Below are 21,667 nucleotides of genomic sequence, written 5' to 3' on the forward strand. Positions count from 1 at the left end.
TTCATTCATTCCGAAGCCAGGGCCACCACGGGGTCGAGCCCCGCCGCGCGGCGCGCCGGCATGTAGCCGAAGACGAGGCCCGTGGCCACCGAGCAGGCAAACGCCCCGCCCATGGCCGTGAGCGAGAAGATGACGGGCACACCCGAGGCGATCAGCACCGCCCCCACGGCCAGCCCGATGGCCAGGCCCGCCAGCCCCCCCACGAGGGTGACCAGCACGGCCTCGGTGAGGAACTGGCGCAGGATGTCACGCTGGCGCGCACCGGTGGCGATGCGGATGCCGATTTCGCGCGTGCGCTCGCGCACCGTCATGAGCATCACGTTCATCACACCGATGCCACCCACCACCAGCGAGACGGCCGCGATCAGGCCCAGCATCATGGTCATGGTGTTGCGCGTCTGCGCCTCGGCCTGCAGCTTGGCGGCGGCGTTGCCGATGCGAAAGTCCTCGCGCCCGTGGCGCGCCAGCAGCAGGGCGTGCATGGCCTTCTCGGCCGCCTGCACCTGCTCGACCGACGCGGCCGAGATCACCGTGTAGTCGGGCTGGGTCTGCACGCGGTACACGCGTGCGCGGCCGGCCTGGTAGGGGATGAAGACCATGTCGTCGTAGTTCTGCGCACCCGAATCGGCGCCGCGCTCGGCCATCACGCCGACCACCTCGAAGGGCGCGTTGCCGATCAGCAGGATGCGGCCCAGCGGGTTGGGCGTGTCCGGAAAGAACTGCTGGTGCGCCTTGTGGCCCAGCACCACCAGCGCGGCCAGATCGCGGTCCTCGGCCTCGGTGTAGTAGCGGCCCTGGGCCACCTTCCAGTGGTGCACGGCCGGCATGTCTTCGCTGGCAGCGAAGACATAGACCTGGCGTTCCACATTGCCCTGGCGCACGGGCGTGGGGTCGCCGATCACGGGCATCACATAGCCGATCTCGGGCAGTGCGGCAATCGCCTCCAGGTCGCCATCGGTGATCTCGCCCGGTGGCCCGCCGCTGCCCACATGGGCGCCACCCAGGTACATGATGGTCGTGCCCATGGCGCCCATCTGGTCCACCACCCGCTGCTTGGCGCCCTCGCCCACCCCCATCATCACGATGACCGAGGCCACGCCGATGACGATGCCCAGCAGGGTGAGCCCCGTGCGCGCCCGGTTCATGCGCATGCCGCGCCAGGCGCTGCGCGCGGCCTCGGCCAGTTCGGCCCACAGGGCGCGGCGCACACCGCCCTCCCCGGCTGCGGCATGGACCGATGGCACGGCCGCCGGCTGCGCCTGCCCGCCAGCCTCCCTGCGCCCGCTGTCGGCCACGATCTGGCCGTCGCGGATCTCGATCACGCGGCGCGCCTGGGCGGCCACCTCGCGGTCATGGGTGATGAGCACGATGGTGTGGCCCGCATCGGCCAGCTCGTTGAGCAGGGCCATGACCTCGGTGCCGCTCTTCGTGTCGAGTGCGCCCGTGGGCTCGTCGGCCAGGATGATGCGCCCGCCGTTCATCAGTGCCCGCGCGATGGACACGCGCTGCTGCTGCCCGCCCGAGAGCTGGCTGGGCCGGTTCTCCAGCTTGTCGGCCAGGCCCAGGCGCGCCAGCAGTGCCGTGGCACGCTCGGCGCGATCCTGGCGCGACAGGCCGGCGTAGATGGCGGGCACCTCCACGTTCTCGCGCGCCGACTCGGCCGCGATCAGGTGGTAGCCCTGGAACACGAAGCCGAAGGCCTCGCGCCGCAGCCAGGCCAGCTGGTCGGCATCGAAGCCGGCCACGTCCTCGCCATTGAAGCGGTAGCGCCCGCTCGTGGGCCGGTCCAGGCAGCCCAGCAGGTTCATCAGCGTGGACTTGCCCGAGCCCGAGGCCCCGACGATGGCCACAAACTCGCCCGCGTGGATGGACAGGGACACGCCGCGCAGCACCTCCACTTCGGGCTGGTCGCCACCGCCGTAGCGTCGGCGCACGTCTGTGAGTTCGATCAGGGGAGCCGCGGGGGCTACAACGTTCACAGCTTGAACCTCTTGGTGCCGCCCTGCACAGCGCGTTCGCCGGTGACGAGTTGCTCGCCCACCTGCAGGCCGCTGCGCACCTCGGCGCGGTGCCGGCTCTTCACGGCCACCTCCACGGTGCGCGACTGCACACTGCCATCGGCCAGCAGCACGCGCGCCTGGTGCTGGCGCAGTCCAGGCGCTGCCTTGGCGGCAGCATCCTTGGGCGCATCGGGAGCTTCCTTCAACGCGGAGAGGGGCACGGTGATCACGCCCTTGGCCTGCGCCGTGATGAAGCTGGTCTGCGCCGTCATCTGCGGCATGAGCTCGCCGTCGGCGTTGTCCACATCGAACAGCACGGTGTACGACACGGCCTTGCTGGCAGCCGCCTGCGCATTGGCGCCGCCGCCTGCGGCCTTGCCCTCGGGCGTGGGCGGTGCGGGCAGCACCTGGCGCACGCTGCTCTGCCAGCGGCGCGCACCCGCATCGGCCTGGTTGCCCAGCGTGGTGAAGTACACCGGCATGCCCACCTTCACGCGGCGGATGTCGGCCTCGGACACATCGGTCCATACCGTCATGGCCGAGAGGTCGGCGATCCGCAGGATGTTCGGGGTCTGGTAGGTGGCGTTCAGGGTCTGGCCCTCGCGCGCCTCCAGCGCCACCACGGTGCCTGCCATGGGGGCGTAGATGCGCGTGTAGCCCAGGCGCGCCTCGTCGGCCTTGAGGCTGGCCTGCGTCTGGTCGATCTGGGCCTTGAGGTGCTCGATGCGCGCGGCGGTCGAGGCCAGCGTGGCCTCAGCCGTCTGCAGGTCTTCCAGGCGCGTGGCGCCCTCGCGCTCCATCTGCTGCTGGCGTGCCAGCTGCTGCTGCGCCAGGCGGTGCTGGGCCTGCTGCTCGGCCTGCTGGGCGCGCAGCCCGGCCAGCGCGGCGCGCCCGCCGTCCACCGTGGCCTGCTGCACGCTGGGGTCGATCTCCACAAGCAGCTGGCCCTTCTTCACCTCGGCGCCGGGTTGCACGTGCAGGCGGTTGATCTGGCCCGAGACCTGGGCCCCCACGTCCACATAACGGCGCGGCTGCAGCGTGCCGATGGCGCTGACCGTGGCCTCGATGTCGCCCAGGGCCACGGGCGCGGTCTCGTACACCACCGGAGTGGGCCGGGCCCACCAGGCTGCGGCCAACGCGCCAGCCACGGCCACCAGGGCAAACGCCCCGAGCCAGCGGCCCCAGCGCGCGGAAGGAGCAGGAAGGGACGCCATCAGCGGGCCACCTCGAAGCTCAGCGTGGCCGTGTGGCGCACATCCTCGTACTTCGTGCCGTCCACCGTGGTCGCGCCGTTGACGCGGGCCGTCACCTCCAGCACGTACAGACCGGGAAACGGGGTCTCCAGGCTCACCGTGCCATCCTTGGCGGGTGCCAGCGTGCGCTGCCAGCCCGCGCTGGTGTCCACATTGACCTGCGATGCGGCCACGGCCTGGCCCTTCCACACCAGCTTGAAGGTGTTGCCGCCAGGCGTGGTGGGCACCAGCTCCAGGTCGTTCGCAGCGCGGGTCTCATTGCGGCCGTGGCGTGCCTGGTAGAACGTCAGCGCGCCCTTGTCGCCCACCACGCTGGTGGTCAGGCGCAGGTCCTGGCCCTCGGGGGCGGTGATGTCGATGTGGCCGGCCTGCGGGGCCAACGGCAGGTCCTTGCCATCGGCCAGGGTGGCCCGCGGGGCCTTCAGGGCCGGCAGCGCAGCGCTGCGGCGCGCCAGCTCGCCGCTGTAGGCGCGGGCCTGCGCGCCCTCGCGCTGCAGCCACAGGTAGTCTGCATGGGCGGCAGGCGCCATGAAGGCAGCGGCGGTGGTGGCCAGCACGGCCAGGGCGGCAGCGCGCAGGGCTTTGGAGCGAGAGGGAGCGACAGGCGAAGAGGACATGGCGTGGATGAGAAAGACAAGAAAGACAGTGGCACTCGGGCTTTTTCTGAGAGCCCCTTGCTGTCTATGACCAACGAGATCGAAAAAAGGGCAACGCAAAGCGCACTTTTTTCGGCCCCGTGCGGAAAAGAGATGCCGGGGCGGCCCCCGGCAGGGCTCAGCCCGCCATGGCGAGGGCGAGCCCGCCGAAAAGGCCCAGCGCCAGGGCAGCCCCGGCACTGGCGACCGACTGGCGCGGCCGGTAGGCCATGAGCCAGGCCACCAGGACGCCACCCGCCGTGAGAAAACCCCACCAGGCGGTAAAGCCCACGGTGGCGCCCCAGGCGCGGGTACAGGCCAGCAGCGCCAGCACCAGCAGCACACTGCCCGCAGCGCGCAGGGCCCGGCGCCGCGCCGGCGGCACCTCGCCCTGCCCGGTGAGCTGTTCATGGTGGCGGTCCATGGCCAGGCTGAGCCCGGCCATGCCCGCATAGCTGAGCGCCAGCGCCACGGCCGAAGCGATGGCGGCGCTCATGCGCGCGCCCCTTGCAGCGCCAGCAGCGCCGCGCCGAACACGGCCGAGGCGATGGCCAGGCCCACCCAGGCGGAGAGGGCGCTGCGTGCGCTGAACGCCCACATCACCGCCACCGCATACACCGCAAAGCTGAGCATGGTGGCCGTGAGCAGCGCGCTCGCGCGCGACGCCCCGGTGATGAGCGGCAGCGCCAGCGACAGCACAGCCGTGACCAGCGAGGCCAGCGCATAGCCGCCAAAGGCGCCCGCGACGGCACGGCTGGCCACCATGAGGCGGTAGCGCGCTGGAGACGGTTTGGTGGACGATGCCGGGATGGCAGCCATGGCTTACTGCGCGACGAAGGTCAGCGTGGTGGTGTAGCCGAGCTTGGCGACCTTCTGGCCGGCAATCACCACATCGCCCACCGCCGGCGCCTCGTGCGTGCTGACCAGCACGTAGCGGCCCTTGCCGGTGACCGGCACGTCGATGCGGCCGGCGGCGTCGGTCTTGAAGCCCTTGCTCCACTTGTCGGGCGTGATCACGGTGACGGCCTTGTTCGCCAGGGGCTGGCCCTTGAACAGCAGGGTGAAACTGTTGCCGCCAGCGGCCACGGGCACCAGTTCGTGGTCCAGCACGGCCTTGGTGTCGGTACGACCGGCGCGCGCATTGAACACGGCGGCCTGGTAGCTGCCGTCCTTGGCCTTCCAGGGCTTCCAGACCTGGTCGTTGAACAGGCGCACATCGCCCGCAGCGGCCACGTCGGCCTCGAGGAACTCTTCCTTGGCCGTGAGCTTGGCGGTCTGCTTGCGGTCGCTGGTGAAGACCTGGGTGGTGGCGGCCAGCTTGGCCACTTCCTCGCCCTTGTCGTGGGCGCTGTCGGCATCGCCCACGTAGACACGCACCGGGCCGGTGGCATCACGCTCCAGCCACAGCTGGTGCGCGCTGGCGGAGAGCGCGAGGGTGGACAGGGCCAGGGTGAACAGCGATTTCTTGAACATGAAGACTCCTTGGGAAAAATCGATGGTGCTCAGCCGGCAGCGTTGGCCGCCATGAGGGGCGCCTGCGCGGCAGGCGAGCGCATGGCCGCCGCGGCGCGCGCCTTGCGGCGCACCCGGTGCGCCGCCACGGCAAAGCAGGCGCCCAGGGCCAGCAGGGTCAGGTCGAACCCGGCCAGCACCCAGTCGCCGGCCGGCAGGCTCACGCCCAGGTGGCGGTCGGTGGTCAGGGCATTGAGCACAGGCAGCAGGGCGAAGGCGGCCGCGGCCAGCCACAGCGACTCGACCCAGGCACGCAGCGGCGTGCGGAACGCGGGGTACAGCAGCAGCAGGCCCCAGGTGATGAACATCGCGTGCACCTCCCAGTCGCGCCGGCTGGCGAAGTCGGCCGGAATCAGCCGGTTGGCCCAGAAATACGCGGCCACCGCCACGGGCAGGCCAGCGATGGTGCCGATGTTCAGGCACTCCACCAGGCGAAAGCCGAACTCGGGCTTCTCGCCGGCCTTGGCACGCTTGTCCTGTTTGGCCCGGCGCTTGGCGGTCCACAGCACCAGGCCGGTGGCGATCATGGCGCAGCCCAGCAGGCCGCTGGCGAAGTACAGCCAGCGCAGCACCGGCCCCGCAAAGCGCCCTTCGTGCAGCGCGAGCATCACGTCCTGTGTCTCGCGCGCGGCGCCATCGTCGGCGCGCGGGTCCAGCGGTGCGCCGGTGTGCGCGTCAAAGCGCAGGCGCTCGCTGCCCGCGATGCGACCGCCCGCCACACGCACCACCAGCACATCGGCGTCGGCAGCCTGGGGCTGCTGCACGCCGACCCGCGCCACCTGGCCCGCGCCCCACTGCGCCTCGGCCTGGGCGACCAGCGGCGCAAGGGCCGTGATCGGAGCCCCCGGGCCGTCCCCTGCCCCACCCGGTGCGGGACGCTGCAGCAGGTCGTCATAGAAAGCCTGGGTATTGCCGGCATAGTGGCTGGCCTGGATCCCCGCCGGCATGTACTGGAACAAAAAGAACACCAGCCCGCTGTAGGTGATCATCACGAAGAACGGCAGCGCCGTCACGCTGATGAGGTTGTGCGCGTCGAGCCACGAGCGCTGGCCCTTGCCCGGGCGGAAAGTGAAGAAGTCGACGAAGATCTTCTTGTGCGTGACCACCCCGGTGAGGATGGCCATGAACATCAGCATGGTGCACACGCCCACGAGGCGTATCGTCACGTCGTAGGGCACGTAGTGCAGCATGTAGTGCATGCGGTACAGCAGGTGGCCGCCGCCGGTCTTGCGCACGGCGGGTTCGGCCGCTGCCTCGCCGGTCACCGGGTCCAGCGCCTTGCGCACGAAGCGCCCGCGCGCGCCGGGCTTGGCATCGGCTGCCGGCGGCTGGCGCCACGAGACCGACAGGTTGTTGCTGCCACGCTGGCCGGGCAGTTGCACCGACCAGTCCTGCGCACCCTGCGCGTTGGCTTGCAGATAGGCCTGGGCCAGTGCCACGGCCTGTTCGGGCGCCACCTGCGCGGTGTCACCAGCGAGCGGCAGCTCAGGCCGCATCCAGCGGTCGATCTCGTAGGCGAAGTAGCCGGCCGTACCCGTGACGAACACGAAGAACAGCACCCAGCCCACGACCAGCCCGGTCCAGGTGTGCAGCCAGGCCATGCACTGGCGAAAGCCCTCTTTCATGGCGCGCTCAGAACCGCACGTCCAGCCCCACGCGCAGATGGCGCGGAGTGCCGTAGTAGGAGTTGCCGACGGTGTTGTAGTACACCTTGTCGAGCAGGTTGCCGATGTTGGCGGTCACGGCCACGGTGTCGGTCACCGCGTAGCGCGCCATCAGGTCCACCACGGCATAGGCCGGCTGGGTGAAGCGCGTGCGCGCGGCGCCCTGGTTGTCGAGGTAGATGGCGTTCTGCCAGCGCACGCCGCCGCCCACCGTCAGGCCCTTGCCGATGCCGGCGATGCGGTAGCTGGTGAAGAGCTTGAGGGTGTTCTGCGGCACGTCGGTGTTCAGGCGGGCACGCAGGCGGTCGCGCGTCATGTTGCGCGAAAAGCCTGCGGACACCTGCCAGCCCGGCTGCACCTCGCCCGACACTTCCATCTCGAAGCCGCGCGTGCTGGTGCCCGAGACGGCCTGGTAGGCCTGGCTGCCATCGGGTGCGAAGACATTGGGAATGGCGATGCCCAGGTTGTCCTGGCGCGCCTTGTAGACCGCGGCCGAGGCGTTGAGCCGGTCGTTCAGGAAGGCGCCCTTGATGCCCAGCTCGAAGCTGTCACCGGTCTGCGGGTCCATGTAGTCGCCATTGGCCAGGCGCAGGTTCTGCGGCGTGAAGATGCTGGTGTAGCTCGCGTAGGCCGACCAGTTGCGGTCGATGTCGTAGACGGCGCCCAGGTAGGGAATCACCTCGCCGGTTTCGCCGCGGTCGGTGATGGTGGTGGCGCCCGTGGAGTAGCGCGTGCTGGTCTGGTAGCGGCTCCAGTCGACCACGCGCGCGCCGGCCAGCAGGGCCAGGGCATCGGTGGGCTTCAGGCGCAGGGTGGCATAGGCACTGTTCAGGCGCTCGTCCGAGGTGGCGCGGCCGATGCTCGGGTTGTTGGGTTCGGCGGGCGAGGTGCCGTCCCAGGTGTAGATGTTGGCGATGGCGCTGCTCCAGCCCGCATGCGTCCAGTTGGTGTAGTTGGGTGCGCGGTAGCTGGTGCGCGAGAGCTGCGCGCCGAAGGCGATGTCGTGCTTGCGGCCCAGCAGGTCGAAGCGGCCCGTGGTTTGCAGGTCCAGGCTGTCCTGGCGCGGCTTGGCGGTCCAGCGGCCGGCCCAGATCGTGACGCCCGCACCCGTCTCGCGCACGGGCGCACCGCCGCTGGCGTAGCCGATCAGTTCGTCATAAAAGCTGGTGGTGCGCGTGGCCGTGGCCTTGAGCTTCCAGTCGTCGCTCACGCGGTGCTCCAGCGCGGCGAACACCGAGGTGTAGTGGCGCTGCGAGTACGCCCAGGGTGGCGCGGCCGAGGCGGAGCGGGCCCAGGCAGTGCGGGTGCCGTCCGCATAGAAGGCCGGCAGGCCGCCGCGCGCATGGCCCGTGGCGTCGTGGTGCTGCACCGAGGCACCGGCAAAGAGCTGCGTGTCGGGCGTGAGGTCGGCCTCGACCACGCCGTAGAGCAGCTTCTTGCGCTCCTTGAGGCGGTCGATGTAGGAGTCGTTGTCCTGCGCCGCGGCCACCAGGCGGCCGCGCACGCTGCCCGAGGCATTGAGTGGCGAGGAGAGGTCCACCTCGGCGCGCGCATGGTTCCACGAGCCGGCTTCGGCGCGCACATGGCCCTGGAAGTCGGCCGTGGGGCGCTTCCTGATCAGGTTGATGGCCGCGCCCGGCGTGCCCACGCCGTTCATCAGGCCCGAGGCGCCGCGCACCACTTCCACGCGGTCGAACATGGCCATGTCGTTGGTCTGGAAGATGCTGGAGTAGTTCGAGTCCGTCTGGCGCACGCCATCGACCATGTAGGTGTTGACGGTGAAGCCGCGCGAGTAGATGGGCGAGCTGTCCGAGCCCTGGTTGCCGCCCTGCCGGAGCACCAGCCCCGGGGTCTGGGCCACCACCTCGGGCAGCTGGGTCAGGCCCTGGTCTTCCATGCGCTGGCGCGTGATCACGCTGACGGACTGCGGCGTCTCGCGCAGCGACAGGCCCAGCGGCGTGGCCGTGCCGGCCTGGCGCGTGGTGTAGGAGCCGGTGTTTTCGGTCAGGCCGCTGCGCTCGCCCGCGGCGGTCACGCGCACTTCGGACAAGGTGGTGCTGCCGGCGGGCGCCGTGCCCGCGGCCGGCACCGGGATGCGCTGCACGGTGACGACCGTGCCCTCGATCACGGCCACCAGGCCGCTGCCGGCCAGCAGGCGGTCGAGCGCCTCGCGCGGCGTGAGCAAACCTGCGACAGCCGGCGCGGTGCGGCCCGCCACCAGGGACGGCTGCACGATCAGCTCCAGCCGGGTCTGGCGCGCCAGGTCGTTGAGTGCCTGGGCCAGCGGCTGCGAGGCAATGCTCAGCTGCACGGCGGCCTGACCCGCCGGGGCGGGTTGGGCGTGGACGGCCAGGGGGACGGAGAAGGCCAGCACGGCGGCAAGGGCGAGCGGTGCGGGTCGGAATCGGTGGCGGCGCATGGGCAAGGTTTCCCCGGATGTTGGAGTTTGAATAAGACGCTTTCTCAGGTAGACGCACCACCGCCCCGCGACCCTAGGTCGCGGGGCGAAATTTTTTCAGGGGCTGGCGCCGTGGGATCAGGGTGCCGCGACGATTTCGGTCACGGCTGCCGCGCCCGGCTCGGCGGGCTCTTGCATGCGCACCGGCAGCACCCGGGGCAGCACGCGCACGAAGTTGTCGAGCCGGCGCGGGTCGAAGGTGCCGGTCAGGCGCAGCGCGGCCACCGCGGGGTCGCGCACCGTGAGGCGCGTGGGCCCGTAGCGGCCGAATTCGGCCAGGGCCTGGGCCAGGGGCGTGTTGTCGAAGCTCACGCGGCTCTCGCGCCAGGGCGCGATGCCCGAGGCCGGCACGGCCGCCACCGGGCCAAGCTGGCCCGTGGCATCGCTGGCGATCTGCTGGCCTGCGCTCAGTTCCACCACCGCACCAGGGGCTGGCCCATCGGCCCGGGCCACGCGCACGCGCCCTTCCTCCACGGCCACGCGCACCCCCTCCTCGCCGGGGATGCCCGGGGTATTGCGCACCGAAAAGCGTGTGCCCACCACGGTGATGCGCAGCGGTCCGGCCAGCACGTCGAAGGGGCGTGCGGCGTCGCCCTGCACACGGAACACGGCCTGGCCCTCGGGCAACCGCACCTCGCGGCGCTGGCGGAACAGGGCCACATCGATGGCGGTGGCGGTATCCAGGCGCAGGTGGCTGCCGTCGGGCAGTTGCACATCCACCTGCTCGCCGGTGCGCGTGGCGATGTGCTTTTCGAACACGGGCTGCTGTTGCCAGTGCTGCCAGGCCAGCAGGCCGCCCGCGGCGACCACGGCCACCGAGGCCACCATGGTGGCGCTGCCCGCCCAACTCCCGGCCAGCCAGCCGCGTACCGGCCTGGGGGCGGTGGCGCGCTCGCGCGCCAGGTCCTGCGCCAGATGGGCGCGCAGTTGCGCCACGCCCTCCTCCGGCAAGGCATCAAGCTGCTGCCAGTCGGCCTGCCAGCGCGCATAGGCCTGCGCATGGGTGGGGTCCTGCGCCTGCCAGGCCACGAATTCGCCCTGCTCCTGCACGCTGAGCCCCCCACGGGCGCGCACAAACCAGCCGAGCGCTTCGCGCTCGGCATCGGCGGGTACGGCTCCCGGGGTGGGCGTGTCGGTGGTGGACATGGCAGGTGGTTCGGGCCTTATGGATGTAGACGCACGGGCCGGACAAAACCCCGTGTCCGTGGCGCGCGCTTCACGGCGCAGCCTCCCCCTCCAGCGCCTGTCGGCATTGCCGGCAGGCCTGCATGGCGCGCTGGATGTGCTGCTCCACCATCTTGCGCGAAATGCCCATCTGCGCGGCCACCTCGGCATGCGAGAGGCCGTCGAACTTGTGCAGGATGAAGGCCTGGCGGCAGCGCAGCGGCAAGGCGTCGATGGTGGCCAGCAGCGCCGCCATGCCCTGGGACGAGGCGGCCAGCGCTTCGGGCCCCAGGGCGGCGGGCGCTGCCAGTTCGGCCACGTCGGGCAAGGGCGCCTCTTCGCTGGCGCCGCCAGGCACGGGTTCGCGCACGCTGCTGCGCCGGTGCTGGTCCACCAGCAGGTTGCGCACCGTGCGGTACAGCAGGGCCCGGGGCTGCGCGATCGCCTGGCCTGAGCGCTGCAGGGTGAGCACGCGCGCATAGGCTTCGTGCACCAGGTCGGCCGCATTGTCGCGGCCGCGCGCGGTGCGGGCGAAGTAGTTCAGCAGTTCCTGGTAGTAGCGGGCCAGCACGGCGTCGACGGGAGCGGTGGGTGGCACAGCCCCCACATCAAATGCGAATTATTCTCAATATTGTAGGGGATGGCCTCGCGTCGGCCGGCACGGGAGCCCCTGCCCGGTGAGCGCCTTTCTGCGCCGCCCATGGCCCCCGGCCGTGCAGGCCATGCGCGCTTCACGTATGGTGGCGGCTGGACCGCACGAACCACCGCCCTTCCCCATGGCCACACCCGACCCCACCTCCATCCACAGCTACCAGCCGCGCAACGGCCATGGCCTGCCGCACGATCCGTTCAACGCCATCGTCGGGCCGCGCCCCATCGGCTGGATCTCGACCCAGAGCGCCGCAGGCGCGCTGAACCTGGCGCCCTACAGCTTCTTCAACGCCTTCAACTACGTGCCACCCATCGTGGGCTTTGCGAGCATCGGCTACAAGGACACGGTGCGCAATGTCGAGGCAACCGGCGAGTTCGTCTGGAACCTGGCCACGCGCAGCCTGGCCGAAGCCATGAACCAGAGCTGTGCGGCCGTGCCGCCGGAGGTGAACGAGTTCGAACTGGCCGGCCTCACCCCACTGGCCAGCACCCAGGTGGCGCCGCCGCGTGTGGCCGAGAGCCCCGTCAGCTTCGAATGCCGGCGCACCCAGATCCTGCAGCTGCAAGGGGTGGACGGCGTGCAGGTACCGACCTGGCTGGTGCTGGGCGAGGTGGTGGCCATCCACATCGACAAGGCGCTGCTCAAGGACGGCATCTACGATACGGCGGCCGCTGGCCACATCCTGCGCGCCGGAGGACCGGCGGACTATTTCACGGTCGGCCCCGAGCAACTCTTCAAGATGTACAGGCCGAGGTAGCGCCGGGTTGCGGGCGGTTACAACTGCGCGCGCCGCGCTGTAACAAGGCGTGGCAGCATCCTGGCGAGTACCCAGGAGACCCCACCATGCCCCGCCCCCACCTTGCCCTGCTGGCCTCGCTGGCGCTGCTCGCCAGCGCCGCCGTGGCTGCTCCCACCATCGGGCCCTGCCCCGTGCTGCCGGCCGACCATGTGTTCAACACCCGCATCGACCAGTTGCCGGTGCACCCGCAATCGGCGGCCTTTCTGCAGACCATCAGCACGGGCAGCCGGCGCCTGCACCTGGACCTCGGCCAGAGCGAAGACATGGCCAGCACCGAGTACTGGGGCATTCCATACAACGTGGTGCAGGGCAGCAAGATCACCTGGCCTGCGGTCTATTTCGATGCCGACGGAGCTCCCGACGAGAGCGATTGCGCACGCGCCGACGGCAGCCTGGCGCGGCCCTGCACGGGCCTGACCAGCCCCGCGCGCCTGCCCTTCCCGCTGCAGCCCAAAGTGGAAGGCGGCATCAGCAGCAACAAGGCCATCTACAACGACCACCACATCCTCAGCGTGGACACCGACACCTGCATGCTGTGGGAGAGCTACCTGAGCTATGCCCGTGCCGACGGCGGCTGGGACATCTACAGCAGCGCCGCCTTCGACCTGCGCTCCAACGCGCTGCGGCCTGCAGGCTGGACCTCGTCGGACGCGGCGGGCTTTCCCATCTTCCCGCTGCTGCTGCGTGCCGAGGAGGCCAGCACCGGCGAGATCCAGCACGCGCTGCGCTTCACCATCCAGAGCAGCAAGATTCGCACGAGCTACACCTGGCCAGCGCGCCACCTCACGCGCAATGGCGACGCCTCGGCCGCCAAGCCCCCCATGGGCCAGCTGTTCCGCCTGCGTGCCGACTACCCCGTGCCCGACAACTACACGGCGCAGGCCAAGGCCATCCTCAATGCGCTCAAGCGCTACGGCATGTACATCGCCGATGGCGGATCGGACATGTACATCACGGGCGACCCGAGCCGGCTGTGGCAGGACGCCACCATCTCGCAGGTGCAGACCGTGCCGCACACAGCCTTCGAGGCGGTGGACCTGAGCCCCATCACCACGCGCGCGGGCTTCAGCGCCGACAGCGCGCGCGTGCCGCCCGCGCCCGGCGGCGGGCCCCTGACGCCGGCCAGCTTTTCGGGCACGACCGAGGGCACGGTGCAATCGCTGCGCCTGACCGGGCGCGTGCAGCCCGCATCGGGCGATGTGGGCCAGGGTGGCGTGGTCTATGTCGTGGCCGTGGTGCCCAATGTGGGTGTGGCAGTGCTCTCGCCCCAGGGCTGGACGCTGTTCAACGGCGCCTCGACGCCAGCGCCGGCTTGGCAGGGCACGCTGGCGGCGTCGCAGACCGTGCCCATTCTGGAGCTGGTCAATGTGAGCAGCCTGCGCGGCACGCAGTTCTTCCTGGGCTACGGCACCAGCCTGGCCGACATGCTGAACAACGGCAAGTTCCAGCTCATCTATACCGTCCCCTGACGCAACAGGGGCGAGCACAGGCCCTGCTGCGGCGCCCTGCCCCACTGCTCCAGCCAGGCCCAGAGCTGTTGCACGCCATCGCGGCCGGGGCTTTGCAGGCCATGGTCGGCACCCGGTATCTCACGCGTGCACCAGGGCGCTGCGCGCCCTTGCGCCAGCCGCGCACCCTGCGCGAAGGCCGCAGGTGGCACCAGGGCATCCGCCCCACCCCATACCTGCAACACCGGCCAGGGCCCCTCGCGCAGGGGCCGGGCCAGCGGCCAATGCCACAGGTCACGCCAGTAGCCCAGGCTGCGGCCCTGTGCGGTCGCACTATCGGGTAGACGGCTGTCGGCCTGCAGGCGGCCCAGGGCCTCCCAATCGGTCGCCACGCCCAGGCGCCGCGCTTGCAGGGCACCGGCTTCCTGGGGGTCCAACCCGCTCGACGACAACAGCACCAGGCCCGCGAGGCCCGGCACTTCGGGTGCCAGCGCAGGCAGAAGCTCGGCCCCTTCGGAGATGCCCACCAGGACCTGGGGCATGGCGGGCAGGCCTTGCGCCTGGCGCTGGCGGGCATCGGCCTGCAGCGCGGCCCGTGCATGTTCGCGCCAGGCCGAGAGGCGGTCGGCCTGCACGAATTCGGCGGGGCAGGCACCTGCCGCCGTACGGGCCTGGGGATCGACGCCGGGCTTGTGCAGCACCAGCACCTCGGCATGCAGCAGGCCGGCGAAATAACGGTCGGCCAGCGGCCCCATGCCGGCGCAGCCCGAGCCCGGCACCACGATCACACGGTAGCGCAGCGGTGCCGTGCGCGCGGGGCGCTGCAGGGCCCGCACACTGGCACCATCCGCCCCGGGCAAGGGGTAGGCCGCAAAGGCGGTGGCGGCCGGGGATTCCGGCCCGGGCGCTGCGGCGCAGCCGCCCACAAAAAAGGCCAGCACCAGGCTGGCCTTGAGGGCGCGGGTCGGGAGGGCGCAGGCCATCCCCGCTGCGCGAGGGGCACGACTCACTTGAGGATCAGCACCTGGTCGGCCTGGGGTGCGGGCATGGGCTGGCCGCCGCCCTGGTAGACCACGGGCGGTGGTGGGGGCGCGCCAGGGCGCACGCCACGCGCCAGGTGGGCGTCGGTGTAGCCCAGCTGGGTGGCCAGCTGTTCGTACACGCTCTGCGCCAGGCTGCGCGAGGTCTCGCTCATGACCTTGGCGCGGTTGGGCGGGGCGATGTCGCCGCGGTTGGACAGGATCTTGGTGTCGTTGCCTTCGCCCTGTGCGGAGAAGGCGGCCTTGATCTCGTAGGTGCGGGTGTTGATCAACGAGAAGTCGGCCAAGAGCTGCAGGCCGTACTGGCGCGTGGCGCTGGTCGTGCCCTGCAGCGGCGAAAGCGCATCGGTGAAGTTGATGCTGGAGACCACGCCGAAGAGCACGTAGTCGGCACCGGCGAACTCGCCCTTCTTGATGCGCGCGACCACGTTGGCCACCTGGTTCTGCGCCTGGGGCGTGGCCATCTTGCCGGTCTGCACCTGGTTGAGCACCTGCTCGGCCTTGCTGTTCTGCGGCTTGCCGGCATCGAAGCCCTTGCCCTGCACCAGGCGGAAGTAGGTGCCCTGCAGCAGCGCGCCCTTGATGTCGTTGGTGTAGCCGCCGAGCTCGCGCTGCTCGATATAGCTGTAGCGGCCGGCCACGAAGGTGCCGCTGGCCTGCTCCGAGGCCTGCATGGAGTGGCTGCCCGAGCCGCCGTACATGCCGTGGCTGTGGCTGCCGCCCGCGCTCATCTGGGCGCTGCGCTGGTAGGCGCCGGCCACGAAGTATTCCGAGACCTGCTGGGCATAGGCCAGGTCGGTCACGGCGATCTTGGGGGCGGCATTCTGCGCCTGGGCGCCCGTGCCGAGGGTCAGGGCCAGCACGGAGAGTGCGGCCGCCAGGGTGGTTCTGCGTTGCATGGTGAAGTCCTTTCAGTGCCGCGGCCGATCAGCGCTTGCTGGTCTTGCGGATTTCCTTCTCGTCCTGCCATTCCACGGTGCCTTCCTGCACGTCGAACAGCTTGAGCGTGAACTTGTAGTACACGTCCTTGGTGGTGTTGCTCTGCTTGACGATGCTGGTCAGCTCGCCTTCCATGGTGTACTTGGCGGCTGTCATCTGGCCGACCTTGGCAGTGGTGCCCTGCTTGTACAGGCCGCTCTGGTTCTGGCGCTGCAGCTCGTCCACGCCCTGCTGCATCTCGTTGATGGAGCGCACGAAGCGCACCTTGCCGGACTTGACCAGCGCGGTCTGGATCGAGTTCATCACGTTGGTGGTGTCGATGTACTCGCTGGTCTTGTTCTTCACGGTGGAGATGGTCACCGTGGGGCGGCCCTGGAAGATGCCGGTTTCGAGCAGGCCGCCGGTCATCTTCTCGGCGATCATCTGCAGGTCGGTGGAGCCGAACTCGTTGGTCACCAGTTCCACGGCCTTGGCGTCGCCGTAGTTGACCTGGCGGTCGAAGCGCACGGTGGGCGAGGACAGGTTCTGGCAGGCCGAGAGGGCCAGGGTGCTGGCCGCGAAGGCCAGGACAAGCGCGCTGCGCTGGAGGGTGGTGTTGCGTTGCATGGTGGGTTCTCCGGTCGGCGCTGAGTGGCTCAGCGCGGTTCTACGTTCATTTCCAGGCGCAGGTCGACTGCGGCGCTGGTGGGGGCTACGCTCTTGACGGTCTGCTGGCCCAGGCCGAGCACGCTCATCTGCTTCCACGACTCGCCGTCACCCACCTGGTTGCCCACCTGGTCCACCCACTTGAAGCGGTAGAACACGGTGCGGTCGGTGCGGCCCATGTTGGCCATGTCGGCCTGCACCACCAGGATGTCGTTGGTGCGCACGATGCGCATCTCGCGCACGGCGATGTTGTTGGCCTCGCCGCGCAGCGCCACCTTGGAGGCCACGGCGATCGGTGTTGCGGGGTCGTGCAGCTGCGCGTGTGCCGCAGCGCCGGTCAGTGCCATCACGGCGACGCCGATGGCGGTCAGGTGGGTGCGGATAGTCATGGATCAAACTCCTTGGGAAAACGGTCGTCGGTTCAGTTCTTGGCCGGGGTCACGGGCGCTTGCGCGGGCTTGGCTGCAGGCCGCGTGCGGTTGGTGGTCGTGGTGGTGGTCTTGGTCGTCGTGGTGGTGGAGACCGACGTGGTCGAGGCGGCGGGCACGTTGACGGGCGCAGGCGCCACCGCCGCCGTGGAGGCCGCGGCCGCCAGCTGGCCGACCGAGGCCACATCGCCCATGAGCACACTGTTCTCGTACAGGCGCAGGGGCACCAGGGCGTACTGGCCATCGACCTTCACGGGCTGGGGCAGCGCGCGGCCGTTGATGGTCACGGTGTGCTCACCGGGCGGCAGGTAGCCGCGGGCCACGTAGACGCGGCCGGGCAGCATGCGCCACATGCGGTCATCGGCCTGCTCGGTGGCCGAAGCCGCCACGGCACCCACGATGCCGCCCAAGAGGCCGCCCTTCTTCTGCAGCTGGTCCTGCATCACGCCCTTGGCAACGGCGCGCGTGAAGCCGCGCAGCACCATGCCGGGCATTTCGTCCTTGAGGGCACGGCGTGCCATCACGTTCACGTCGACGACCTTCTCGAGCTTGAAATCGGTGCCCGCAGCCGACAGGTTGGTCAGCGGCGCGTCGCGCGAGGGCTCGATCACGGGGTAGGACACGCTCACCGTGGTCCAGCGGCTGCCCACGGGCACGGGCAGCGTGAAGGCACGGGGCTTGCGCGCCGGAGCGTCGCCGGCCTCGACCACGAACAGCACGTCGGTCATGCGCTGGCGGCGCTTCCAGGTGAAGCTGGTGCGGCTGTCCAGGCCACGCAGGCCTTCTTCGAGCACACCGGTCTCGGGCTTGAGCTCGATGGCCTTGCGGTAACCGGGCGCTGCCAGGCCGGGCTCGTTGAGCATCTCGTACAGGAAGCCGGCCAGGTAGTGGCTCAGCGCGTTCTGGTAGCCGTTCTTGAGGGCCAGCACCTCGGGGTCGTTGAAGGTCTCGACGGGGTAGCCGTTGAGCTCCTTGCCGCCTGCGCTGGCACCCTTGGACTTGGCTTCCTGCTCGGCGGCCAGGGTTTCCTTGGAGCGGAACTCGGCAATGATGGCCTCGCGTTCGTGCGTGCGCTTGATGTCCACGCGGGCGTTCTCCACGTCGCCCACGGCCACGCGGTTGAGCGCCAGGCGCGTGGTCAGCCAGACCTTCTCGTAGTCCTGGCCTTCATAGGCCTTCAGGCGTTCGCTGATCAGCGCCGCGCCCACGGTGCCCATGAGCTTTTGCGGGTTGCTCTTGGCCGTGTCTTCCCATTCCTTGACCTTCACGTCGGCCAGCAGGAAGGCGTTCGTGCTGTCCGCGTAGCGGCGGTCCATGCGCAGCAGTTCGCCGCGCTCCATGTTGAACAGCAGCGCGGTCTTCTCGTCCTCGGTCTTGGCCGTGGATTCGAGCTGCGCGATGGCAGCGGGAATGCCGCCACTGCGGCCGGCGCCCTGCACGTCCGAGGCGAGCTTGTCGTGGCTCTGCATCGTCGCGCAGCCCGTGAGGGCCGCGCTCAGCGCGAGCGCCCACAGCAGGCGCGGGCGGAATTGGGGTTGGGATGTCATGGATACTCCTTGCAAATGGATCGGGTGCTCACCAGAAAACCCCGGGCGACGCGCCCTGCCACGGGAATGCTGCGGCGGGCACCCGAAGAGGTACCGCACGCGGCATGCCGCTGGCGAGGGAGGATGTCGACCGGACAAGGAAGGCTGTGCAGGCCCGAGCGCTCCCTCCTGGCGCTGGTCCTCGCTGCTGCTGCTGCAAGCCCCCTGTGGCTTTGAATTTCTAGGTTCTTGTGTGGTTGGTAGCCAGGGCGCAATGTAGCAAAAGGATGTATCTTTTCTGTAACCGCCAGGGGCTGGGAAAAACAGTTGTAGCGGTGCATTTCAGACCCCCTTTTCCCGCAGCAGCGGCAGGCGGTAGAGCCACACCACGCGGCCGCCGGGCACGCGCAGCTGGGCACTGGGCAGCAGGCCGGGCACGGCGAACTCCAGGCTCACCAGCCAGCTGCCGGCCGGCATCTCGGCCTGGGCCTTGGCCGCGGCGCGGTCCATGCTCTCGGGGCGCTGGAACAGGTAGACCATCTGGTAGCCGCTCCAGTCGGCGGCCCACATGTCGCCGCGGCGCACCTGGGCCCAGCGGCAGCGCAGTGCGCAGGCCAGGCGCAGCGGCCAGCTCCACTCCAACCCCTCCAAGCGGGCATCGGGATAGGCATGGCGCAGGGCGATGAGCCCGTCGCCCACGCCGCAGCCGGCATCGAGCACGCGTGCCCCGCGCGCCAGGGGCGCCTGCACGGCCAGGGCCTGCAGCGCGTGGTGCGGGGTCGGGAACAGCGGCGCATCGCGCCAGGCATTGAGCGGGTACACCAGCAGCAACAGCGCCAGCGGCACCAGCCAGGCCCAGGCCGGCAGGCTGGCCATGCCCGTGAGCGCCAGCGACAGCGGGAAGCCCAGCGCAATCAGCCCACGCCGCCACCAGCTGGCCCCCAGCACACTGGCCGCCGTGCCCAGCAGGCTGGCCGCGACCAGCGCCGCCACGGGCGGCACGGCGCGCAACAGGCTGAGGTACAGCAGCCAGGCACCCGCCCACGCCAGCAGCGCGGGGAGAGGCCAGGGCAGCAGGCGCAATGGCATATGCATTACAGGCCCAGAAGGCCTTGCAGGAAGGAGTGGGCAGCGCCCGGGACGACCAAGCCCACAGTCTGCGCGCAAATCGCGCAAACGGCCATGCCCACCAGCCCTGTGACCAGGGCGGCTGAATGCAGTGACGGCAGGCGGCTTGCGCGGGGCATGGAACTCTCCAGAACTCCCCCGGAGCGCATGCCCCGGGATGGAATGGAGCGCAGTGTAGGGCGGCATGGCGCGCTGCAACACGCCTGTGCAAGCCGCCGCAGCACGATTGTGTGCACTTTGTCACGTGGCCCCATGCGAAGGGGCCTCTGCCCACCCCTGGCGGGTGTTGCCTAGCGTCGCAGGCGGTCAATCAGGCCGTTCAACGCCTCGATCGAGCCGAACTGGATGGCCAGTTCGCCCATGTCTTCCACCTTGCCGCCCCGCTTCACGCGCTTTTTCACGCGCACCTCGACCTCGGCCATGAGCAGGTCGGACAGCTCTTCCTCGACGCGGCGCAGGTCGCGCGACTTTTCCTTCTTGGGCTTTTGCGGCACCAGGCTGAACTCGGCGCCGATCTTCTTGACCAGGGCCTCGGCCTCGCGCACCGACATCTTCTTGGCCGCGATCTGGTTGCCGGCCGTGATCTGCGCGGCCCGCTCCAGCGACAGCAACGCGCGCGCATGGCCCATGTCCAGGTCGCCCGCCATGAGCATGGTCTGCACCGGCTCGGCCAGGTTCAACAGGCGCAGCAGGTTGCTCGCGGCGCTGCGCGAGCGGCCCACGGCCTGCGCCGCCAGCTCGTGCGTGAGCCCGAACTCGCGGATCAGGCGCTGCAGGCCATGGGCCTCTTCGAGCGGGTTCAGGTCCTCGCGCTGGATGTTCTCGATGAGGGCCATCGCGGCCGCAGCCTCGTTGGGCACATCGCGCACCAGCACCGGCACCGTGTCCAGGCCCGCCAGGCGCGCGGCCCGGAAGCGCCGCTCGCCGGCAATGATTTCGTACCTGCCGGCGTTCTCGCCATCGGCCAAGCGGCGCACCAGGATGGGCTGCATGATGCCCTGGGCCTTGATGCTCTCGGCCAGCTCGTAGAGCGCGCCCTCGTCCATGCGCGTGCGCGGCTGGTACATGCCGGGCACCATCTCGGCCAGCGGCAGGGTGCTGGGCAGGCCCGCTTCGACGGCCTGGGCCTTCTCGGTGGCTTCGCTGACCTTGGGGCCGAGCAGGGCTTCGAGGCCGCGTCCGAGGCCCTTGGGTTTTTTGGTGACCATGGTGAATTGATTGCTTATTTTTGGAGAGAGTCGAGAGGGGCCGCAGCACCCGCGCGGCCAGGCAGTCTGCGCCGCCGGGCAAACCGCAGGCCTATGCCCAGCACCAGGGCCGCCAATACGGCTGCCAGGAACAGTTTGCCCAGGATCACGGCCAGGGGAACTCCCGCCAGGCTTGCCACACCGGCCAGCAGTTCCAGCATCCCGCCCAGCTCGTAGCCCAGCCGCTGGGCCCAGGACTGGCGGGGCGCAGCGGAAGAGGCGTTGGAAAACCAGGACATCATTGGTCGATGATCACCAGCGTGCCATGGCTGCCCGGCGCCACCGCATGGGGCACGCCCGCGGGCACGATGAAGACTTCGCCAGCCTGCACCTCGGTGACGGTTCCCTGCAGGTCCAGGCGCATGCAGCCCTCGACCACGATCAGGGCCTCGTCGAAGTCGTGCGACTCGTCGGGGTAGGCGCCGTCGTCCATGCGCAGCACCTTGACGTTGGCATTGGCGGCCCGGCCGACGACGCGGGACGACCAGGCTTTGGGAAACGTGCGTGCCGTCTCCAGGAGATTGGTTTTGGACATGGCAGCCGCCGGTCAGGAAAGGGAGGGAGTCGATGCTGCCGCCGGCGCACGCAGGCCGGCCAGCAGGGCCAGGCCTTCGGGCCAGTCCGCCAGGCCGGATTCGGCATTGATGTGGCCGCGTGCACCGTAGTCAATGAAGCGTGCCCCCCAGGCGCTGGCCATGGCCTCGGCGCGCTCGAAGCTGCAGTAGGGGTCGTTGCGGCTGCCCACCAGCACGGCAGGGAACGGCAGCGGCTGGCGCGCAATGGGCGACCAGCCGGGCAGGTAGCCTGCGATGTCCTCACGCTCCACATCGCCCGGTGCCACGAGCAGCGCGCCCTTCACGCGGTGCGTGTTGGATGAATGCGCGGCCCACCAGGCCGTGAGGATGCAGCCCAGGCTGTGCGCCACCAGCACCACGGAGCCCGGGGCATCGACGATGGTCTCTTCCAGCCGCGCGGTCCAGTCGCCGCGCAGCGGGCGCATCCAGTCGTGCTGCTCCACGCGGTGAAAGCCGTGCAGCGCCTCCCAGCGGCTCTGCCAGTGTTCGGGGCCGGAGCTCTGCCAGCCAGGCAGCACCAGCACGGTGTCGGGGGATGGACTCATACTATGAAT

General features: G+C 69.9%; 22 protein-coding genes. 2 read left to right on the forward strand and 20 right to left on the reverse strand.

All coding sequences use genetic code 11. The features are described from left to right. Positions 1-5: 5 nt before the first annotated feature. The 10 genes from HNP48_RS01930 to HNP48_RS01975 form a co-directional block, all read right to left on the reverse strand. Complete coding sequence (locus HNP48_RS01930; protein WP_311773790.1) at positions 6-1,979, reverse strand: MacB family efflux pump subunit; 1,974 nt, start codon at positions 1,977-1,979, stop codon at positions 6-8. Then, positions 1,976-3,214: an efflux RND transporter periplasmic adaptor subunit gene (locus HNP48_RS01935; RefSeq protein ID WP_184855157.1), complete on the reverse strand. Its 1,239-nt coding sequence runs from the start codon at positions 3,212-3,214 to the stop codon at positions 1,976-1,978. The genes HNP48_RS01930 and HNP48_RS01935 overlap by 4 nt, the downstream gene beginning before the upstream one ends. Further along, the gene (locus HNP48_RS01940; RefSeq protein WP_184855158.1) at positions 3,214-3,870 is read right to left on the reverse strand and encodes a hypothetical protein; all 657 of its coding nucleotides are present in this window, start codon (positions 3,868-3,870) and stop codon (positions 3,214-3,216) included. Before HNP48_RS01940 ends, HNP48_RS01935 begins: the two co-directional genes overlap by 1 nt. Positions 3,871-4,027: 157 nt before the next feature. Beyond that, positions 4,028-4,384, reverse strand: a complete 357-nt coding sequence (locus tag HNP48_RS01945; RefSeq protein ID WP_184855159.1) for a DUF3325 domain-containing protein — start codon at positions 4,382-4,384, stop codon at positions 4,028-4,030. Continuing rightward, positions 4,381-4,707 (reverse strand): DUF3649 domain-containing protein, encoded by a 327-nt coding sequence (locus HNP48_RS01950; RefSeq protein ID WP_184855160.1) that lies wholly within the window; start codon positions 4,705-4,707, stop codon positions 4,381-4,383. Before HNP48_RS01950 ends, HNP48_RS01945 begins: the two co-directional genes overlap by 4 nt. 3 nt (positions 4,708-4,710) lie before the next feature. Continuing rightward, positions 4,711-5,361: a nickel uptake transporter family protein gene (locus HNP48_RS01955; RefSeq protein ID WP_184855161.1), complete on the reverse strand. Its 651-nt coding sequence runs from the start codon at positions 5,359-5,361 to the stop codon at positions 4,711-4,713. Between the two features lie 29 nt (positions 5,362-5,390). After that, entirely contained in the window at positions 5,391-7,025 is a 1,635-nt protein-coding gene (locus HNP48_RS01960; RefSeq protein WP_184855162.1) for a PepSY domain-containing protein, read from the reverse strand. Between the two features lie 7 nt (positions 7,026-7,032). After that, positions 7,033-9,483, reverse strand: a complete 2,451-nt coding sequence (locus HNP48_RS01965) for a TonB-dependent receptor (protein WP_184855163.1) — start codon at positions 9,481-9,483, stop codon at positions 7,033-7,035. Between the two features lie 117 nt (positions 9,484-9,600). Then, a complete protein-coding gene (locus tag HNP48_RS01970) occupies positions 9,601-10,668 on the reverse strand; it encodes a FecR domain-containing protein (RefSeq protein WP_184855164.1) in 1,068 nt (355 codons plus the stop codon). A 70-nt stretch (positions 10,669-10,738) separates the two neighbouring features. Next, on the reverse strand, positions 10,739-11,284 hold the full coding sequence (locus HNP48_RS01975) for a sigma-70 family RNA polymerase sigma factor (RefSeq protein WP_311773791.1): 546 nt from the start codon (positions 11,282-11,284) through the stop codon (positions 10,739-10,741). Positions 11,285-11,462: 178 nt separating this feature from the next. Here HNP48_RS01975 and HNP48_RS01980 point away from each other — a divergent pair, with 178 nt between their 5' ends. Further along, positions 11,463-12,095, forward strand: coding sequence for a flavin reductase family protein (locus HNP48_RS01980; protein ID WP_184855165.1), 633 nt, complete (start codon positions 11,463-11,465; stop codon positions 12,093-12,095). Between the two features lie 86 nt (positions 12,096-12,181). Next, a complete protein-coding gene (locus HNP48_RS01985) occupies positions 12,182-13,606 on the forward strand; it encodes a hypothetical protein (RefSeq protein WP_184855166.1) in 1,425 nt (474 codons plus the stop codon). Here the strand turns inward: HNP48_RS01985 and HNP48_RS01990 are convergent. From HNP48_RS01990 to HNP48_RS02035, 10 genes are all read right to left on the reverse strand, one after another. Continuing rightward, positions 13,591-14,568, reverse strand: coding sequence for an alpha/beta hydrolase (locus HNP48_RS01990; RefSeq protein WP_184855167.1), 978 nt, complete (start codon positions 14,566-14,568; stop codon positions 13,591-13,593). The genes HNP48_RS01985 and HNP48_RS01990 overlap by 16 nt on opposite strands. Positions 14,569-14,591: 23 nt before the next feature. Next, on the reverse strand, positions 14,592-15,524 hold the full coding sequence (locus HNP48_RS01995) for a hypothetical protein (RefSeq protein ID WP_184855168.1): 933 nt from the start codon (positions 15,522-15,524) through the stop codon (positions 14,592-14,594). A 28-nt stretch (positions 15,525-15,552) separates the two neighbouring features. After that, complete coding sequence (gene lpoB / locus HNP48_RS02000) at positions 15,553-16,170, reverse strand: penicillin-binding protein activator LpoB (protein WP_221480046.1); 618 nt, start codon at positions 16,168-16,170, stop codon at positions 15,553-15,555. 29 nt (positions 16,171-16,199) lie between these two features. Beyond that, the gene (locus tag HNP48_RS02005; protein WP_184855169.1) at positions 16,200-16,598 is read right to left on the reverse strand and encodes a YcfL family protein; all 399 of its coding nucleotides are present in this window, start codon (positions 16,596-16,598) and stop codon (positions 16,200-16,202) included. Positions 16,599-16,630: 32 nt separating this feature from the next. Next, positions 16,631-18,184 carry a COG3014 family protein gene (locus tag HNP48_RS02010; protein ID WP_184855170.1) on the reverse strand — a complete coding sequence of 518 codons (1,554 nt, stop codon included), beginning with the start codon at positions 18,182-18,184 and terminating at the stop codon, positions 16,631-16,633. A 321-nt stretch (positions 18,185-18,505) separates the two neighbouring features. Further along, positions 18,506-19,258, reverse strand: coding sequence for a class I SAM-dependent methyltransferase (locus HNP48_RS02015; RefSeq protein ID WP_184855171.1), 753 nt, complete (start codon positions 19,256-19,258; stop codon positions 18,506-18,508). Positions 19,259-19,581: 323 nt separating this feature from the next. After that, positions 19,582-20,499: a ParB/RepB/Spo0J family partition protein gene (locus tag HNP48_RS02020; protein ID WP_184855172.1), complete on the reverse strand. Its 918-nt coding sequence runs from the start codon at positions 20,497-20,499 to the stop codon at positions 19,582-19,584. A 14-nt stretch (positions 20,500-20,513) separates the two neighbouring features. Next, positions 20,514-20,777 carry a hypothetical protein gene (locus HNP48_RS02025; protein ID WP_184855173.1) on the reverse strand — a complete coding sequence of 88 codons (264 nt, stop codon included), beginning with the start codon at positions 20,775-20,777 and terminating at the stop codon, positions 20,514-20,516. Continuing rightward, entirely contained in the window at positions 20,777-21,073 is a 297-nt protein-coding gene (locus HNP48_RS02030; RefSeq protein WP_184855174.1) for a cupin domain-containing protein, read from the reverse strand. The genes HNP48_RS02025 and HNP48_RS02030 overlap by 1 nt, the downstream gene beginning before the upstream one ends. A gap of 12 nt (positions 21,074-21,085) precedes the next feature. Further along, entirely contained in the window at positions 21,086-21,658 is a 573-nt protein-coding gene (locus HNP48_RS02035) for an alpha/beta hydrolase (RefSeq protein ID WP_184855175.1), read from the reverse strand. Positions 21,659-21,667 lie beyond the last annotated feature (9 nt).

The organism is Acidovorax soli, from assembly GCF_014207955.1.
Lineage (GTDB): Bacteria > Pseudomonadota > Gammaproteobacteria > Burkholderiales > Burkholderiaceae_C > Acidovorax > Acidovorax soli_A.

Excerpts from the sequence above, each read along its gene's own strand:
- HNP48_RS02005 (WP_184855169.1), bottom strand. The coding sequence starts at position 16,598 with ATGACTATCCGCACCCACCTGACCGCCATCGGCGTCGCCGTGATGGCA.
- HNP48_RS01985 (WP_184855166.1), top strand. The coding sequence starts at position 12,182 with ATGCCCCGCCCCCACCTTGCCCTGCTGGCCTCGCTGGCGCTGCTCGCC.
- HNP48_RS01935 (WP_184855157.1), bottom strand. The coding sequence starts at position 3,214 with ATGGCGTCCCTTCCTGCTCCTTCCGCGCGCTGGGGCCGCTGGCTCGGG.
- HNP48_RS02015 (WP_184855171.1), bottom strand. The coding sequence starts at position 19,258 with ATGCATATGCCATTGCGCCTGCTGCCCTGGCCTCTCCCCGCGCTGCTG.
- HNP48_RS01980 (WP_184855165.1), top strand. The coding sequence starts at position 11,463 with ATGGCCACACCCGACCCCACCTCCATCCACAGCTACCAGCCGCGCAAC.
- HNP48_RS01995 (WP_184855168.1), bottom strand. The coding sequence starts at position 15,524 with ATGCAACGCAGAACCACCCTGGCGGCCGCACTCTCCGTGCTGGCCCTG.
- HNP48_RS01960 (WP_184855162.1), bottom strand. The coding sequence starts at position 7,025 with ATGAAAGAGGGCTTTCGCCAGTGCATGGCCTGGCTGCACACCTGGACC.
- HNP48_RS01945 (WP_184855159.1), bottom strand. The coding sequence starts at position 4,384 with ATGAGCGCCGCCATCGCTTCGGCCGTGGCGCTGGCGCTCAGCTATGCG.
- HNP48_RS02035 (WP_184855175.1), bottom strand. The coding sequence starts at position 21,658 with ATGAGTCCATCCCCCGACACCGTGCTGGTGCTGCCTGGCTGGCAGAGC.
- HNP48_RS02010 (WP_184855170.1), bottom strand. The coding sequence starts at position 18,184 with ATGACATCCCAACCCCAATTCCGCCCGCGCCTGCTGTGGGCGCTCGCG.
- HNP48_RS02025 (WP_184855173.1), bottom strand. The coding sequence starts at position 20,777 with ATGTCCTGGTTTTCCAACGCCTCTTCCGCTGCGCCCCGCCAGTCCTGG.
- HNP48_RS01970 (WP_184855164.1), bottom strand. The coding sequence starts at position 10,668 with ATGTCCACCACCGACACGCCCACCCCGGGAGCCGTACCCGCCGATGCC.
- HNP48_RS01990 (WP_184855167.1), bottom strand. The coding sequence starts at position 14,568 with ATGGCCTGCGCCCTCCCGACCCGCGCCCTCAAGGCCAGCCTGGTGCTG.
- HNP48_RS01965 (WP_184855163.1), bottom strand. The coding sequence starts at position 9,483 with ATGCGCCGCCACCGATTCCGACCCGCACCGCTCGCCCTTGCCGCCGTG.
- lpoB (WP_221480046.1), bottom strand. The coding sequence starts at position 16,170 with ATGCAACGCAACACCACCCTCCAGCGCAGCGCGCTTGTCCTGGCCTTC.
- HNP48_RS01950 (WP_184855160.1), bottom strand. The coding sequence starts at position 4,707 with ATGGCTGCCATCCCGGCATCGTCCACCAAACCGTCTCCAGCGCGCTAC.
- HNP48_RS01955 (WP_184855161.1), bottom strand. The coding sequence starts at position 5,361 with ATGTTCAAGAAATCGCTGTTCACCCTGGCCCTGTCCACCCTCGCGCTC.
- HNP48_RS02020 (WP_184855172.1), bottom strand. The coding sequence starts at position 20,499 with ATGGTCACCAAAAAACCCAAGGGCCTCGGACGCGGCCTCGAAGCCCTG.
- HNP48_RS01940 (WP_184855158.1), bottom strand. The coding sequence starts at position 3,870 with ATGTCCTCTTCGCCTGTCGCTCCCTCTCGCTCCAAAGCCCTGCGCGCT.
- HNP48_RS02030 (WP_184855174.1), bottom strand. The coding sequence starts at position 21,073 with ATGTCCAAAACCAATCTCCTGGAGACGGCACGCACGTTTCCCAAAGCC.